This window comes from Natronorubrum sp. A-ect3 (assembly GCF_041821125.1).
Lineage (GTDB): Archaea > Halobacteriota > Halobacteria > Halobacteriales > Natrialbaceae > Natronorubrum > Natronorubrum bangense.
Genome location: NZ_JBGUBB010000001.1, coordinates 623,951 through 638,782 on the forward strand (window position 1 = coordinate 623,951; position 14,832 = coordinate 638,782).

Annotated in this window: 13 protein-coding genes; 6 read left to right on the top strand and 7 right to left on the bottom strand. The window is 59.0% G+C overall.

The genetic code is table 11. From position 1 onward, the window contains the following. Nucleotides 1–3: 3 nt before the first annotated feature. The 7 genes from ACERJA_RS03155 to ACERJA_RS03185 are packed head-to-tail and all read right to left on the bottom strand — an operon-like array spanning nt 4 to nt 8,558. Nucleotides 4–828, bottom strand: coding sequence for a hypothetical protein (locus tag ACERJA_RS03155; protein ID WP_373606838.1), 825 nt, complete (start codon nt 826–828; stop codon nt 4–6). Then, nucleotides 825–1,313, bottom strand: coding sequence for a hypothetical protein (locus ACERJA_RS03160; RefSeq protein WP_373606839.1), 489 nt, complete (start codon nt 1,311–1,313; stop codon nt 825–827). Before ACERJA_RS03160 ends, ACERJA_RS03155 begins: the two co-directional genes overlap by 4 nt. Then, entirely contained in the window at nt 1,310–1,780 is a 471-nt protein-coding gene (locus ACERJA_RS03165; protein ID WP_373606840.1) for a hypothetical protein, read from the bottom strand. The genes ACERJA_RS03160 and ACERJA_RS03165 overlap by 4 nt, the downstream gene beginning before the upstream one ends. Further along, complete coding sequence (locus ACERJA_RS03170) at nt 1,774–2,403, bottom strand: hypothetical protein (protein WP_373606841.1); 630 nt, start codon at nt 2,401–2,403, stop codon at nt 1,774–1,776. The genes ACERJA_RS03165 and ACERJA_RS03170 overlap by 7 nt, the downstream gene beginning before the upstream one ends. Before the next feature lie 2 nt (nt 2,404–2,405). After that, the gene (locus ACERJA_RS03175) at nt 2,406–2,930 is read right to left on the bottom strand and encodes a hypothetical protein (RefSeq protein ID WP_373606842.1); all 525 of its coding nucleotides are present in this window, start codon (nt 2,928–2,930) and stop codon (nt 2,406–2,408) included. A gap of 1 nt (nt 2,931) precedes the next feature. Next, nucleotides 2,932–4,992 (bottom strand): type II secretion system F family protein, encoded by a 2,061-nt coding sequence (locus ACERJA_RS03180; RefSeq protein WP_373606843.1) that lies wholly within the window; start codon nt 4,990–4,992, stop codon nt 2,932–2,934. Then, nucleotides 4,989–8,558, bottom strand: a complete 3,570-nt coding sequence (locus ACERJA_RS03185) for an ATPase, T2SS/T4P/T4SS family (RefSeq protein WP_373606844.1) — start codon at nt 8,556–8,558, stop codon at nt 4,989–4,991. The genes ACERJA_RS03180 and ACERJA_RS03185 overlap by 4 nt, the downstream gene beginning before the upstream one ends. A 352-nt stretch (nt 8,559–8,910) precedes the next feature. Between ACERJA_RS03185 and ACERJA_RS03190 the strand changes: the two genes are divergently transcribed. The 6 genes from ACERJA_RS03190 (at nt 8,911) to ACERJA_RS03215 (ending at nt 14,814) form a co-directional block, all read left to right on the top strand. Beyond that, complete coding sequence (locus ACERJA_RS03190; RefSeq protein WP_373607447.1) at nt 8,911–10,212, top strand: ABC transporter substrate-binding protein; 1,302 nt, start codon at nt 8,911–8,913, stop codon at nt 10,210–10,212. A 42-nt stretch (nt 10,213–10,254) separates the two neighbouring features. After that, complete coding sequence (locus ACERJA_RS03195; protein ID WP_373606845.1) at nt 10,255–11,145, top strand: branched-chain amino acid ABC transporter permease; 891 nt, start codon at nt 10,255–10,257, stop codon at nt 11,143–11,145. After that, complete coding sequence (locus ACERJA_RS03200; RefSeq protein WP_373606846.1) at nt 11,142–12,341, top strand: branched-chain amino acid ABC transporter permease; 1,200 nt, start codon at nt 11,142–11,144, stop codon at nt 12,339–12,341. Before ACERJA_RS03195 ends, ACERJA_RS03200 begins: the two co-directional genes overlap by 4 nt. Then, on the top strand, nt 12,338–13,105 hold the full coding sequence (locus ACERJA_RS03205; RefSeq protein WP_373606847.1) for an ABC transporter ATP-binding protein: 768 nt from the start codon (nt 12,338–12,340) through the stop codon (nt 13,103–13,105). Before ACERJA_RS03200 ends, ACERJA_RS03205 begins: the two co-directional genes overlap by 4 nt. After that, nucleotides 13,102–13,818: an ABC transporter ATP-binding protein gene (locus tag ACERJA_RS03210; protein WP_373606848.1), complete on the top strand. Its 717-nt coding sequence runs from the start codon at nt 13,102–13,104 to the stop codon at nt 13,816–13,818. The genes ACERJA_RS03205 and ACERJA_RS03210 overlap by 4 nt, the downstream gene beginning before the upstream one ends. Nucleotides 13,819–14,046: 228 nt before the next feature. After that, a complete protein-coding gene (locus ACERJA_RS03215) occupies nt 14,047–14,814 on the top strand; it encodes an SDR family NAD(P)-dependent oxidoreductase (protein WP_373606849.1) in 768 nt (255 codons plus the stop codon). The last annotated feature ends 18 nt before the right edge of the window (nt 14,815–14,832 follow it).

Sequence of the window (14,832 nt, forward strand, 5' to 3'; positions counted from 1 at the left end):
CAGTTAGTACTCGAGGTCGACTTCGACGATGGTGACGACGACTCGCTCGAGGTCGTCGTAATTACATGTTCGTTTGACATCATCACCACTCTCCTTGTCCGTCCAGCCACGGTCTGTGTCCAGAGTCGAGTTCCACGCGTCGTTGTATTTGGTATCACCGTCGTCGATAGAGATGGTCACGCTGTCAACGTCGGTGTAAACTGCACTACTGCGGTTTTCGACGGACATCGTGACGCCCAGTCCGCTGCTGCTCTGGACCGATCGGTCGTCCGCCGAAATCGCAACGAGCGAGATGATCGCTGCTTCTCTGTCTTCAGCACACGTTATGTGCGGCTGTTTACGAACGAGACTCCAGTCCTCAGAGTCGTCGCCGCGGACGAGGCCACCACCTTCGTAGGCGATTCGCTCGCCGTCGGAGGTATAGATAAACTCGCCAAGATCAACCGTCGCCTCAGTACCGTAGTGAGAGAACCGATCAGCATCATTATCTCCGATCCCGAGTGGATCGTTGTCTGTATCACCTATCGTGATGTTTAGTTTCGTTCCACTATCGCTGGTCCTGACCGCCCCATCCCGAAGCGAGAGTTCACCATAGCGCTGATTGACGCCGCTGTATCGGATGACGTCGTTGAAGTTGTCCGCAAGCGCGTCCATCGCCCGCTCGGCGTTGACGAGCTGTTCGTTTTCCTGATAGTCGTCCATCGCCTGAAACCCGGTCGAATACAGGATGCCAACCGAGCCGAGGATAATCGCGAAGACGAGGACGAAGGCGACGACTTCGGAGACTGCCCGGTTAGTCGCTCTCGAATCGGTCCGGCGGTCGATCATCGGTTTGCCTCCGTGAGTTCGATCTTGTTGCCGTCGGAGCTAATTTCGATCGAACCGCCCGGTGCCGACTGCTCGTCATCAATGTCTGCATCGATCGCGACCGGGACGTACACCGTCACGTCGACATCGTAGGCCGAGAGTTTGAGACAGGGTTCGTCTCCATCAAGCAAGGGTGCATCGTCACACTGATTTTTCGGGAGTAACTCGACGGAGTATCGCGAATTCGTCACCGTCTGTGGATGGTCGGCCGTGAGCGTTACGCTGTCTCCCGTGGAGGCGGCCCGATCGACGTTATCGATCTCGCCCGCCAGTCGCTCGCCGACGGTCTCGAGTGACGTCTGTGCCGACCGTTCGGTCTCCGTCTCGAGCATCGTACTCCCGGACATCAACAGCATGGCGATGAGGATCGTCGTGATCCCGATCGTCAGGACGTGTGTGAGCGCGATCGACATCCCGCGGTCTGTCTCGTGTCTGGGTCCGATCATGAGTCCTCTGGGCAGTCGCTAGCTTTGATCGTTCGTTCTTGTTCGTAGTGGAGCTCGTTCGAGTCGTACGTGATCGTGACGGTCGCATTGTCGCCTGCATAGATCTCATCAGCGTCCGCGCTGATATTCACCACTGCTGGACTCGAGTGGGCAGTCGAATTCTGATACAGATCATTGAACGCCGTGATGTTCTCTTCGAGCAGGTCGTCGTCGTCCTGCCTGTCGATCAGACATCCGATCCCTTGTTGAACCTCGAGTTCGGTCGCTTCAGCAGTGGTCGCACTCTGGCCCGTCTCGGATGACGAGAGCGTCTCGGTGTAGACGACGCCGTTAAACACGACGACGACGCCGAGGATGATGAACGCGAGCGCGAGCGCGCCAATGAGGATCACCTGTCCCCGCTCGGTTCGACTGCGTTCACACGAGCGATCTCGCTCTCGACATTCTCGAAGGCGATCAGTTACCATACGGCGACGCGCACCTCCACCACGTTGTAGACCTTGGAGTCATCATCAGTTGCTCGAGGAATTGGATAGTCATCATTTTCATCAACTGTTCCAGGACCACCCGTCAGTTCGTCATCCTGAAATAATGTCACCATGTAACTCGCAGTCACCGCTTCGGATTCGCCCTGATAGACGAGATACTCGCTTTCGTATTCGTCTTCAGATTTGTTCCAGTAGACGAGTTCAACGTTGTAACTCATCCCACGTTCGGTGAACCGGTCCGAGAGGATCTCTCCGAGGACGAACTCGTCATACAACTCTGTCTGATTTGATGCGTTGTAGTACCCCCGTACATTGTCGTCTTCACTCGCTTTGTGGAACTCTTCTGCATTTTCGTCCCAGTAGCGAACCATCTCGGAAAGGTCACCATCGTCGGCCGCCGCAGCGACGACGAGTGCATCCTGTGCCTCCTGTTGAACCTGTGATTGGGCCGTCCGATCTGCCAACCCACCCGTCGTCGGCGTGATGACGACCGACTGCAGTGCCAACAGAATTGCCATCAAGACGATCATGGCACTGATGAACCCCTCGAGGGTGTAGGCCTGTCCTCGGTCACTGTCGTTCGTGGAGTCGACTCGAGGCATGGTTACCACACCCTCACGACGAGTCGGCACGCTGTTTCACAGCCCTCTGGGTTATCATCAAGTGTCACGATCCGAGCCGAACTGGCCGCTGACTGGTCGTTGTACTGGTCTCCGATCACCATGTCGTTGACCGTTTCGCTCTCGTTGAGCTGTTCGATCTGCACGCTCACTCGGTCGCCTGCGGTCCGAAGGCCAACAATTTCACGGATACCGTCGACATCATCGATATCTTTGAAATCGCCGCTATCGATCGCGTTCGGTGACGTATCCGAATCCGACAGATGGTACACCAGCCGATCCGCGATCCGATCCGCCTGTGCCGTCTGTCCGCCGCTGACTGACGAATCGAACGGCGTCAGAATCGTCGGCAGAAAGGTAAAGACGAAGGCGACGGCCAGAATGAACACGCCGATCCCGACGGCGAAATCCTGTGTGGTCTGGCCGCGATCACGCAACGAGATCGAGAGCGTCCGCTGGCGGCGGCCTCGAGCCCGCCCAGTCCGGTTTTGCGTTCGTTTCCGAGTCATCTCAGGCCACCAGTGTCCAGCCCACGAGTGCGACTGTCGCGAGGATAACGGCGTATTTCAGGCCGCTGAGCAGGTCGGCATCCCGGATGTAGCCACAGATGAACCCGGAGATGATCGCCTGCATCGTCACGGCGTGGAAGAACAACACCGAGAGCATGTCGACCTGAATGTTGTCGCTCAGGTCGGCCTGTGCGAGTTCGCCACCACCACCGCCATCCGTGTCGCCACCGGTGGACTCGAGGCCAGCCATCGTATCGATAAACTGGGTTTTGAGGATCGCAATCACGGCAAGCACCGTCATGAACGTCATGATGATGATCACGACCTGCATCCGGGTTCGGGACTTGCGTTCCCGTTCGATGTCGTCGTGGTTCTCGCTGGCGCGGGCGGCCGTCCGGAGGACGTCCGAAATCTGGTTCGACGCCTCTTGGGCTTCCGTGATCAGTCGGGTCGTCCGAGCGAGGCGAGGGATGTGGTATTTGTTGTTAAATTCGATGAACGCCTGTTTCAGGCTCGTTCCGTAGTTGACCTTCGTGTGCATCACCTCGAACTCACGAGCCAGTTTCCCGCTGGTCGTCTCCGAGACGGCCTTGAGCGACTCGAGCAACGTCAGCCCGGTGTCGTTCGAACTCGAGAGTTTGCGGAGGTCCTCAGAGAGCTGGCTGACGACGGCGTTTCTGTGCCGGACGTTCCACTCGCGGAAGATCGCCAGCGGAATCGCCATGATGTACAGCGGGACGTAGACGTAGATGAACGTCCCCCAGACGGCGTTGCCAAGAAGCTGGTCCCACGAGGTGGGCGCCGAGCCGTTGACCATCGCCATGGTGACGATCACGAGCGATGCGGGCAGCGTCAGCGCGAGCGTAAAGAGGGGGTTGTCCCGGAAGAAAATATGTGGCCTACGGAGGACTTCCTTCGTCTCATAGGTCCCCTCCCGGTTTTTGATGCGGTCAAAGACGCTGCGTTCGCCCGTGAACTGCTCGATGAGGCCGAGATTTAACACGCCCTGATCTCGTTGGGTCTCAGTCCGCTGTTCTGTGTTCCCCATCGAGAGGTAGCCATCACCCGGCTCGTCGTGTTTGACCGTCGAGACTAACACGAGAAAGCCGATTCCGGTCAGTGGAATCAGCCCGTAAACGGTCATGTACAGCATCTGATCCGTCACCTCCGCCTGGGGGATCATCTGCATGACGACCATGATGATGATCAGCAAGAGCGGAAACAGCGACAGCGTCATGTACATCTCGCCGAACAGCTCGAGCGTCTCGAGTGTGAGTTCCTGTTCTTGCTTTGCAGTCCGCAGATGCTTTTCTTTCTTGTCTTCCAGAAAGCTCTCCATGTCACCGCCGCTGTTGACGATCGAGAGCATGTCCGTCAGAAACTGCGACAGCTCGTCACTCGGCGTCTCGAGGGCCTGTTTTCTGATCGCGGTTCGGTAGTCGATATCGAAGTACTCGGTCTCTTTGACGATGCTCTGAAACTCCATGGCCACCTCGCCGTAGGTGTCGTCGGCCTGGGCCATCGCCTCGATGATCTCGAGTTGGTTTAGGCCACCGACTGACAGCGCGTACATAAACGAGACCGAGTCGGTCAGCAACATGTTGATCTCGCGTTTACGGGCCGAGGCACGCGAGTAGGGGATTGCAACGAGCGAGCCGAAACCGAGTGCGAAACCGATCGAGCCAAAGATGAGGCCGGTGACGAAAACGAGCGCCGGCACTCGGAACGTTTCGATAAGTTCGAGGACCAGTTCGCTGCTAACCGGAATGCCGAGAATTTCGTCGACCTGGACGAGCCCTGTTGCGAACAGGCCGTATCCGAGCAACAGCCCGAGCAACCACAGTGCAAGTCCGCTGATAAAGCCGATGCCGAGTGCTCTGGAGAGATAGAGTTCAACCGTATCGGTCATCCGAGCCTGTGCGAGTTTCGTCTCGACGTCGCTGACGAACTCGCTGTCCTCGCTGAACAACCGATCGTACAGGGGATAGAACGTCTCTCCTAAGATATCGGAGCCACCCGAAATCCCGCCGGAGCCGCCACTGCTGTCGGTCTGTAAGCTCATGAGTCGGTCTCCTCGTCACTGTCGTCGAACAGCCTGGTGTCCTCGTCGTCGTCAGTCTCGTCACGCTGTCTGAAAATCGAATTATCGGTCTGAGCGTGCGCACTGCTGTCGTCGAACAACGAGCCGTCGTCTATCTCATCGTCGTCGTCGGAGAAGATCGAGTCGGAGTCGTTGGCGAAGATCGAGTCGGAGTCGCCGGCGAAGATCGACTCCGATTCGTTGGCGTCGGATTTCGAATCAGTCACACTGCCGGAATCCGTGCCTGCTTCGGCATCGGGTCTCTCCTTCGCCATCTCTGCTGCGGTGTCGCTCTCGTCGGTTGTCTCGAGTTGGTCGCTGAAATCACCTGCCGTCTCGTCGTCCGAGTCGGGGTCGAAGATAGACGCGAAATCGTCGTCCTGCGACACCGATTCGAAGGCAGCGTCGTTTTGGCCTGTCTCGGCTGTGTCCTCGAGTTTGTCGACCGTCTCATCGATATCATCAAAGAGGCCACCAAGCGCCTCGTCCGTAGAGTCATCTCCAGCGTCTGCGTCAGGCGTTGGCGGTTCCGAATCAATGCCAGACGCCGGCGCGGATGCTGGTTCGTCGTCAGCCGACGAATCGGCTGCGGTCTCGAGTTCGGCTGGACGCTCGTCTCCTGTCTCTTCGTCAGCTGGACGCCCGTCGTCTGCTTCAGGCGTCGCCTCACCCGACTCGGGTTCTGCTGTCGGGGCAGGCAGTGTTTCCTCAGCGGCCGGCGTGTCAGTCGCCGTCTCGGGTGTCGGATCGTCAGGACTCGAGTCAGCCGTCTCGCCGTCGTCAGTGATGTCGAACCCGGTATCATCACTGAGCCATGCAGGCTCGTCAGTGTCCTCGCTCGAGGCAGTGTCGAACGCAGTCGAACTGTCGCCGAGTTCCCACTCGTCTTCATCGACACTGGTGTCGACCTCGCCGGCGAACTCGAACTCGTCGGTTTCGGCGCGGTCGACGTCGATCGTCTCTTCCTGTTCGACCCCGCTGAGTGCGCTTGCGAGGCCGCTTGGTACCTTCCCGCGGTACTCCTCGAACAACGACTCTTCGGCCCGCTCTAAGAGGTCCATCGAGAGATTGTAGGTCTCGTCGGTCGCCTCCGGCCGGGGCACGAGTTCCTCTTTCTCTTGATCGACGTCAATCAGAACGCTCTCCATCTCGCGTAAGTCCTCGAGGCTGTCTTCGAGATAGCCGTTTGCGATCAGCGTCAGGATCGTGTCCGGATCGTTGATAAACGCCTGAACCGTCGCTGCAACCTCTGCATACGTGTTCAGCCCGTTTTTGATGAGGTAGGCGATGATAACCTCGCGTTTGAACAGTTCTTCCTCGAGTTTCTCTTTGCTCCAGCCACGGTCGAACTGGATCTCTTCTAAGGTGTTGGAGTCCCCCATCTTGAGGAACTCGTCGGTTTCGGCCTGCCACTGATAGACGTCTTGAACGTTGATTTCGTCGTGTTCGGCCTCGTAGTGGTTGATCTCGGTCAGCGATTTGTTTCGCCGAACTTTCCGGCCCTGCACCCGGGTCTGGGTCTGGATCGAAACCAGATCCAGCGCCGTGAACATCGTCTTCGAGACGTTGATCGGGTCCGTCGTAAATCGTTTGAGGACTTCGTCGACGGAGTCGGCGTGGAACGTCGTGTACGTCGTGTGGCCGGTCGACATGACCTGGAACAGCGTCCGGCCTTCCTCACCCCGAATCTCACCCATCACGATGTAGTCAGGCCGCTGGCGCAGTGCGGCCTCGAGCAGGTCGAACTCGTCGACGTCACCCTGTTCGTCGTCGGCGAAGGAGGGACGGGTGACGCTCGCGATCCAGTTACGCTGTGGGAGTTCGACCTCGCGAGTGTCCTCGATGGAGACGATTTTCGCACTCGAGGGGATAAACAGCGAGACCGCGTTCAGCGATGTCGTCTTCCCGGATGCCGTCCCGCCGGCGAAGATCAGGCTCTTGTGGTTCTCGATGGCAAGCCAGAGAAACGCCATCTCATCGAGGCTGAACGTGTTCCAGTTGATGAGGTCGATCGGCGTGAACGGGACGTCCTTGAACTGCCGAATGGTGTAGTTGGTCCCGTGGTCAGAGACTTCTTGTCCCAGTGTCAACTGTGCACGCGAGCCGTCTGGCAAGGTCGCGTCGACCTGTGGGAGCCGTTTACTGATCCCCTTGCCCGACCGCTGGGCCAGTTTGACCACGAAGTCGTCGAGTTCGTCCTCCCCGTGATAGATGTTCGAGATAATCTGTTCGTATTCGGAATGGTAGACGAAAACCGGGGAGTTGTAGCCGTCGACGGAGATGTCCTCGACGTTGATGTCGTGTTTGATGCCGTCGATACGCTCGTAGCCGATGAAGTCCCGTTTGAGCTGATAGAGGAGCTTCTCGACCTGATACTCCGACAGCGTGTCCGGATCGTCCGCGAGAATCGCGGGTTCGGGTCGAACTGAGATGCCCTCGAGCGGTGTTGGTCCAGACTCCTCGTCCACATCGTCTTCGTCGTCGTCGAGCAACGTCTGCAGTGTCTCGAGGAGGTTCTTTTGGGTGCCGGCAGCGGATTTTTCGAAGAGGTCGTACCGCTTCAGCAGGCGTCGGGTTTCGTCTTCGATAACCGTCCGGCGGCCGTCCTCGGTTGCTTTCTCTTTGATCCCGTCCTCGGAGTATTTGATCGCCGTCCGAAGTTTGCCCGAGAGGAACTCCTGGAGTTCCTGCTCGATCTCGTTTCGGTACGGCTCGATCATGTAGTATTTCTTTTCGTTTTCCTTCTCGGAGTGGAAGATGACGACGTAGGCGTAGGGTTTGTTCACCCAGTAGCGCTCGACCTCCCGAAAGTGGGTCTTCTTGTCCATCGGGACGGCCTTCTCGAGATCGTAGCGATTGGAGACGGTGGTGTTGCCTGCGGCCGTCGAGAAGAAGTCGTCTTCGTCGAGCTCCTCTTGGATGTTGACGGTTCGTTCCTCGATGAGGTCGTCCAGAACCATCGCAGCCTCGTCGCCGGCGAACAGCCGCTGTTCGATACTGTCGGGATCGAATCCGAGCGCGTCTTCCTCGTCGTGACGAATAATCTCGCCATCGCTGTCACGCGGCCGGGAGCCGTCGTCTTCGTAGTAGTACTCCCATTTGTAGTGTTCCCACGTCCAGACGTCTTTGGTGACAGGTGTCGTCTCCGGGTCGACGTACTCGAGAAATGCCTCTTGAAGCGTTTCGGCGTTCGGTTTCGCTGGATCAGCGATAACCGACTCGAGGGTGTCTGGATGTCTGCCGAGGTAGGAAGCGGGGTCGAAGTCGACCCGATTCCAGTCATCCCCGTGAGGGACCGTCGGTTCGACCGTTTCGTCGGTATCGAGTCCAAGTTGGTCGTCAACCTCGGGTTCGGGGTCCGGGTAGAGCGCAGAAACTTCGTCACCGTGTCCGTGTTCTGCCATGAAATCCGCCCACGTATACTCTCCGACGCGGACGCCCGAATCCGAGTCCTGTTCGTGGGATTTTCGATCCGCCGACGCTGGTTCAGATGCCTCGTCTTCAGAAAAATTTCCGGCATCTGATTGGTCGGCCTCGTCAATAGCCATTGAATTCAACCTATCTTTCCCCCTTCAAAAAAGTCACGTGCATATTACCACATCTGATAACTTCGCGGGATAAAGGAACTGTTTCTGACACGAACGTATGATTGAATATAGTCATTAGCTGCACACAGTGTCACTTGCTACGGTCAGACACACAACGGACAGACTGGACGTATCGTACGTATAGACACACGACCCAAGACTTGACGGAGAGCAGCCACAGTTTGACCGTAGCAGATGGTTGTAATGATATTTGCATATATGTCATCTGTCCTATGTGCATTCTGTGTAAACATAATATTTTTATATTTACCATACAGTGTTGTGGCTGTGATTGTCTATGAGTAACAATAACATGGTTAATGGTCACAAGAGTAGTACTTCTCGAGTGGCAGCGGGAAAAACAGGAGTTGGTCGACGGACGTTCCTGAAAACGACCGCTGCTGGTGCCGGACTCGCGACGGTTGCAGGCTGTCTCGGTGGCGGCGACGATGGTGGGATCTCGCTCGGTGCACTGTACATCACCTCGGGATTCGCGTCACTGTACGGTGAAGAGGCAGCACGAGGCTACGAACTGGCTGTCGAAGAAATCAACGACAACGGTGGGATCGATGGCGAAGAGGTTACGATTATCTCCCGGGATACGGAAGGCGACGCCACCACGGCGGGTCGACAGATGCGGAGTCTGATCGAGGAGGAAGGCGTCGACGGCCTCTTCGGGTTGGACAGCAGTGGGGTCGCACAGGCGCTGGCACCACAGGTCGCTGAGTTCCAGATGCCGTTTATGGTTACACACGCAGCGACGCCGTTTCTGACGTCGCCGGAGGGAGAACACGAGGACTCGGTTGGCAACGAATACGTCTTCCGGAACGCCAACAATCTCACACAGGACATCTACGGTGCGGCACGTGTCGCCGACGAACTCGACGCAACCGAGTGGGCGACGATCGGGCCGGACTACGCGTTCGGGTACGAGACCTGGGATTACTTCCAGGCGTTCTGTGAGGGACTCGGCGTTGACGCGGAGTTTACCACCGAACAGTACCCGGGGCTCGAGACAGGTGATTACTCGCCGTACATCAGCGCGGTCATGGATGAAGAGCCTGACGGCGTCATCACGCCGCTGTGGGGAGCCGACCTGACGACGTTCCTCGGCCAGGCCGAGGACGCTGGCTGGTTCGATCAGATCGACCACACGCTCTTCAGCGTCGGTATGGGAACAGATCTGCCCGCCGATGGATCGCCGCTGGTCGAAGGCGAGTACGCATCGACACGGTACGATCCGTTCGAGCCAGATACAGACGAGAACAGTTCGTTCCGCGAGCAGTACTACGACGAGTATGACAACCTTCCGACGTACAACGCCGAGGGTGCCTACCGAGCAGTCTACCTGTACAAGGAGGCGATCGAATCGGCCAGTAGTACCGATCCGGACGAACTGGTAGAAACGTTAACCGGCATGGAACACTCCGGGCCGGTCGGAGACTACCGATTCAACGAGGAAACGAACCAGGCGACCGTGCCATCTATCTGGGGCACAGTCAGCTACGACGACGAGTGGGAGAGCAACGTCCTCGATCCGGTCGAGGTCTACGAAGCCACACCAGACGTAGTGAACGACGCACTCGGCGACTCCGACCTCCCGTCGGGAGTCTGATCACTTCGTCGCTGTAGTCATACCATCGAAAATGTTACAACAATGTTAGATACAATTGCCTTTATTGGGCTGTCAGATGTTATCAATGGACTAAGCCTCGGGAGCCGCCTGTTCCTGATCGCCGTCGGTTTGAGTTTAATCTTCGGCGTGCTCGGCGTCCTAAACTTCGCGCACGGGGCCTTCTACATGATCGGGGCCTACGTCGCACTGGCCGTGACCAACAACCTCATCGATAACTTCTGGCTCGCGGTCATCATCGGCGCAACGGCCGTCGGCATCATCGGTGTGCTCATCGAGATCAGCACGATCCGGCCACTCTACGGTCGACTCGAGGGTGACCTCGACCAGCTGATCGTTACGTTCGGATTCGTCCTCATCATCCACGAGGCGATCCGGTTTGTCTGGGGATCGCAGCCACTCTCGAGAATGGACTACCCTGCAGCTCTCGACTTCTCCGTCTCGATTGGCGGCAGCACGTTCCCTGCCTACCGATTGTTCGTCATCGGTGCCGCGTTCGTCGTCATGCTCGGATTGTGGGTGTTCATTACGAAGACGTACTTCGGCGCACTCGTGCGTGGGACGTCGTCGGACCGGGAGATGGCGGCGATTCTCGGCGTCGATGTGCCGCGGCTGTACACCGGGGTCTTCTTCCTCGGGAGCTTCCTCGCCGGCCTCGGTGGAGCGCTCGCTGCACCGCTGCAGTCGATCAGTCCAGCGCTCGGTGATCAGGTCATCATCGACGCGTTCATCATCGTCGTCATCGGCGGGCTCGGCTCGCTCTCCGGTGCGTTCGTCGGCGCGATGTTCGTCGGTATGATGCAAGCGATCGGCCCACAGTTCATGGCAGCCGGCCACATTGCGATTCCGTTCCTCGCGATGGTGCTGGTGTTACTGTTCCGTCCAGAAGGGCTGTTCGGAGGGTTCGGTGAATGAGCACGCAAGACAGCAGCATCGGCGCACGGATCGGCACGTTTGGCCGAGAAGCCGTCCAGAACGGCTGGACCAGAGAGCGATTTACCCTGCTCGGGTTGATTGGGATGGTCCTGGTCGGACTCGGTCCCTCTTTCCAGGTGTACCTGTTCACCGAGTTCCTGATCATCGCACTGTTTGCGCTCGCGTTTAACCTCCTGTACGGCTACACCGGCCTGCTGTCGTTCGGCCACGCGCTGTTCTTCGCCGGCGGCTCCTACGGACTCGCGATCGTCATGCGCGACCTCCAGCCGCTCGTTGCAGACGCGGTCGGCAGTGGTGTCGCGCCGCTCGTAACCTTCGTCGTCGGCGGCATCGTCGGCGTCCTACTGGTCGTCCTGATCGCGATCCCAGTTGGCTGGCTCTCTGTCCGACTCGAGGAGATCTACTTCGCGTTGATCACACTCGCGTTCGGGATGCTTGGCTTCTCGCTGATCGTCCAGAACCCAGGCGGTCTCACGAACGGCACCGACGGCGTGCTCGTCCTGCTCGGCCTTGTCGAACTCGGTGGGATGGAGTTCAGACTCGGCGATCGTCGGGTCTACTACTATTTGACGCTGGCAGTCGTCCTCGCGTCGACGTACGCCCTCTGGCGGATCGTCAACTCACCGTTCGGGACGATCTGTAAGTCGATCCGCGAAAGCCCCGACCGGGCCGCTGCACTCGGCGTCGACGTCCGCCACCATCGGTGGATGACGTTCATCCTCTCGGCGTTTTTCGTCGGCGTTGCCGGCGTCCTGATCGCCGGCTTAGCAAGCGTCGCCTCGCCGTATCACTCCCACTGGACCCAGAGTGCAACCGCCGTCGTGGCCACCGTCATCGGCGGCGCGACGTTCTTTGCCGGACCAATCGTCGGGGCATTCATTTACCTCTACGTCCGCTGGGGGATCAGCCGCTTCCCGGCGCTCGAGGCCCACTGGGAGTTCTTCTTCGGGGTTATGCTCATCGTCACCGTGCTCTACTTCAAGCAGGGTGCCGTCGGTGGGCTGGTCATGCTCCACGCGTGGCTCCTCGAGGTCCAGGCGGTGTACGAACGCGACGGCGCTGGCGCTGCAGCGTCGTTCGTCAGTGAATCGGTCAGCAACAAACTCAGATCGGTGGGCGATCGCTTGACGTCGACGGGACAAGGCGACGCTGCCGATGGAGGTGGGAAGCAATGACGACAGTGCTCAAAACCGAAAATCTTCGTAGACAGTTCGGCGACCTCGTCGCCGTCAACGACGTCTCGCTCGAACTCGAGGAGGACGAGATCACCAGTATCATCGGCCCAAACGGGGCTGGGAAGACGACGTTCTACAATCTGCTGACAGGGGTGCTCGAGCCGACATCGGGTTCGATCCATCTCTGGAAGGACGGCGAGTTACAAGACATTACGGACGAACCGCCCCACGTGGTGGCCCAAAGCGGCCTCTCGCGGTCGTATCAAATCACGAACGTCTTCGAGCGGCTGACCATCCGTGAGAACGTTCAGGTCGCTCGAATCGCCCACGAGGGGCGGACGCTCGATATCCGTTCGCGTGCGGCCAACGACGAGCAACTCAACGCGGACGTCGATGAACTGCTCGAACTCACGAACCTCACCGACATGGCGGAGGTGACGTGTGACAAACTAAGTCACGGCGAAAAGCGCAACGTCGAGATCGCGCTCGCACTCGCAATCGAGCCGACGGTGTTCTTGCTCGACGAGCCAACGGCCGGGATGAACCCGACCGAGACGAAAGAGATCGTTTCGCTCATCCACGAACTGAACGAGGACATCGACGCGACGTTCGTCGTCACCGAACACGACATGAGCGTCGTTACCGACATCTCCGATCGGATCGTCGTCCTCGCCGACGGGGCGGTCCTCGCGGACGGCGACCCACAGGCGGTCCTCTCGGACAAACGCGTGACGGAAGCGTACCTGGGGAGTGAGGCAGTATGACAGTACTCGAACTCGACAACATCGACACGTACTACGGGAACAGCCACGTCCTCCACGGCGTCTCACTCGAGCTTGCGGAGGGTGAAGTCGTCGCTTTGCTCGGCCGCAACGGGGCCGGGAAGACGACGACGATGCGATCGATTATGGGCGTAACGCCGCCGCGGCGCGGCTCGATCGTCTACCGCGGCGAGAACATCGTCGGCAAATCGCCCGATAAATTAAACGAGCGCGGCATCAATCTGGTGCCCGAAGACCGTCGGGTGTTCCCGACGTTGTCCGTTCAGGAGAACCTCGTGCTCGCGCACAAACTCGCCGCCGACCCGAAACCGATCGAGGAAATGTACGAACTGTTCCCGATCCTCGACGAGTTGCGGACAAGCGATGCCCAGAACTTGAGCGGGGGCGAACAGCAGATGCTTGCAGTCGCACGCGCGCTCGTCCAGCGTCCCTCGTTGCTCTTGCTCGACGAGCCGACCGAGGGGCTCGCCCCGGTCATCGTCGACGACTTACAGGAGATGCTCCAGGCGGTCGTCGACGAGGACGTGACTGTCTTGCTCTCCGAACAGAACGTCAACTTCGCGTTCGAGTTGGCGACACGGGGCTACGTCATCGACACCGGCTCGATCGTCTTCGAGGGTTCAGTCGAGGAGATCCAGAGCCGCGAGGATCTCCTCGAGAAGTACCTCGCCGTCTCACCTGAGGAGGTCGCCTAAGATGTCCGATCTGACGCACCGGCCGTCTTTCTGGCGATCGCTGCCACGGGACGCGAGTCGTCTCACGAACCAACGAGAGGGCGCTACAGCCCCATCTCGCAGACGAACTCGACTCACCAGATCGGTGGCTCACCGACGAGAGCAGGGCGGTCGAACCCATTTCGAAGGCGTCGACCGGCAAGTTCGACAAAAAAGGATTACGCGGTCGGATCGACGTGGTGATAGACGATGAGTGATCTCTTCGACCTCTCGGGACGTGTCGCACTGGTAACCGGCGGCGGACGCGGGATCGGCCGCGCGATCGGCGTCGAACTCGCAAACGCCGGGGCCACGGTGGTCCCATCGGCCCGCTCGACCGACGAAATCGAGGCTGTGGCCGACGAAATTGAAGCTGACGGCGGTGACGCGCTCGCCGTCGCGACCGATGTCACCGACCCAGATGCCGTCGCGAACGCGATCGAGCGCGCCGAAAGCGAGTTCGGCAGCGTCGACGTCGTCGTCAACAACGCCGGCTTCAATCCCAGTGATGCCCTCGGACGACCGGAGGACGTCTCGACCGAGAGCTTCGATCGAGTCCTCGACGTGAACCTGAACGGAGCGTACGAGGTGACGACGGCAGCGGCCGACTCGCTGCTCGGGAGCGACGGCGGCTCGGTGATCAACGTCGCCAGCGTCGGCGGACTGGTCGGTCTGCCGCGCCAGCACCCCTACGTCGCCTCGAAACACGGCCTCGTCGGCCTCACAAAGAGTATGTCGATGGACTGGGCACCGGACGTGCGCGTCAATGCGATTGCGCCGGGCTACGTCGCGACGGAGCTCACCACAGGCCTGCAGGAAAACGAGAGCCTCCGCCAATCGATCATCGATCGCACGCCGCTCGAGCGCTTTGCTGAACCCGAAGAGATCGCCGGCCCGGCGGTCTTCCTCGCGAGCGACGCCGCGAGCTACGTCACCGGCTCGGTACTCGCCGTCGACGGTGGCTGGACGTCACGGTAATCAGACCGTTCAGTTCGG

Coding starts and splice junctions, on each gene's coding strand:
- ACERJA_RS03195 (WP_373606845.1), top strand. CDS start 10,255: ATGTTAGATACAATTGCCTTTATTGGGCTGTCAGATGTTATCAATGGA.
- ACERJA_RS03170 (WP_373606841.1), bottom strand. CDS start 2,403: ATGCCTCGAGTCGACTCCACGAACGACAGTGACCGAGGACAGGCCTAC.
- ACERJA_RS03180 (WP_373606843.1), bottom strand. CDS start 4,992: ATGAGCTTACAGACCGACAGCAGTGGCGGCTCCGGCGGGATTTCGGGT.
- ACERJA_RS03160 (WP_373606839.1), bottom strand. CDS start 1,313: ATGATCGGACCCAGACACGAGACAGACCGCGGGATGTCGATCGCGCTC.
- ACERJA_RS03215 (WP_373606849.1), top strand. CDS start 14,047: ATGAGTGATCTCTTCGACCTCTCGGGACGTGTCGCACTGGTAACCGGC.
- ACERJA_RS03175 (WP_373606842.1), bottom strand. CDS start 2,930: ATGACTCGGAAACGAACGCAAAACCGGACTGGGCGGGCTCGAGGCCGC.
- ACERJA_RS03185 (WP_373606844.1), bottom strand. CDS start 8,558: ATGGCTATTGACGAGGCCGACCAATCAGATGCCGGAAATTTTTCTGAA.
- ACERJA_RS03155 (WP_373606838.1), bottom strand. CDS start 828: ATGATCGACCGCCGGACCGATTCGAGAGCGACTAACCGGGCAGTCTCC.
- ACERJA_RS03165 (WP_373606840.1), bottom strand. CDS start 1,780: ATGGTAACTGATCGCCTTCGAGAATGTCGAGAGCGAGATCGCTCGTGT.
- ACERJA_RS03200 (WP_373606846.1), top strand. CDS start 11,142: ATGAGCACGCAAGACAGCAGCATCGGCGCACGGATCGGCACGTTTGGC.
- ACERJA_RS03190 (WP_373607447.1), top strand. CDS start 8,911: ATGGTTAATGGTCACAAGAGTAGTACTTCTCGAGTGGCAGCGGGAAAA.
- ACERJA_RS03210 (WP_373606848.1), top strand. CDS start 13,102: ATGACAGTACTCGAACTCGACAACATCGACACGTACTACGGGAACAGC.
- ACERJA_RS03205 (WP_373606847.1), top strand. CDS start 12,338: ATGACGACAGTGCTCAAAACCGAAAATCTTCGTAGACAGTTCGGCGAC.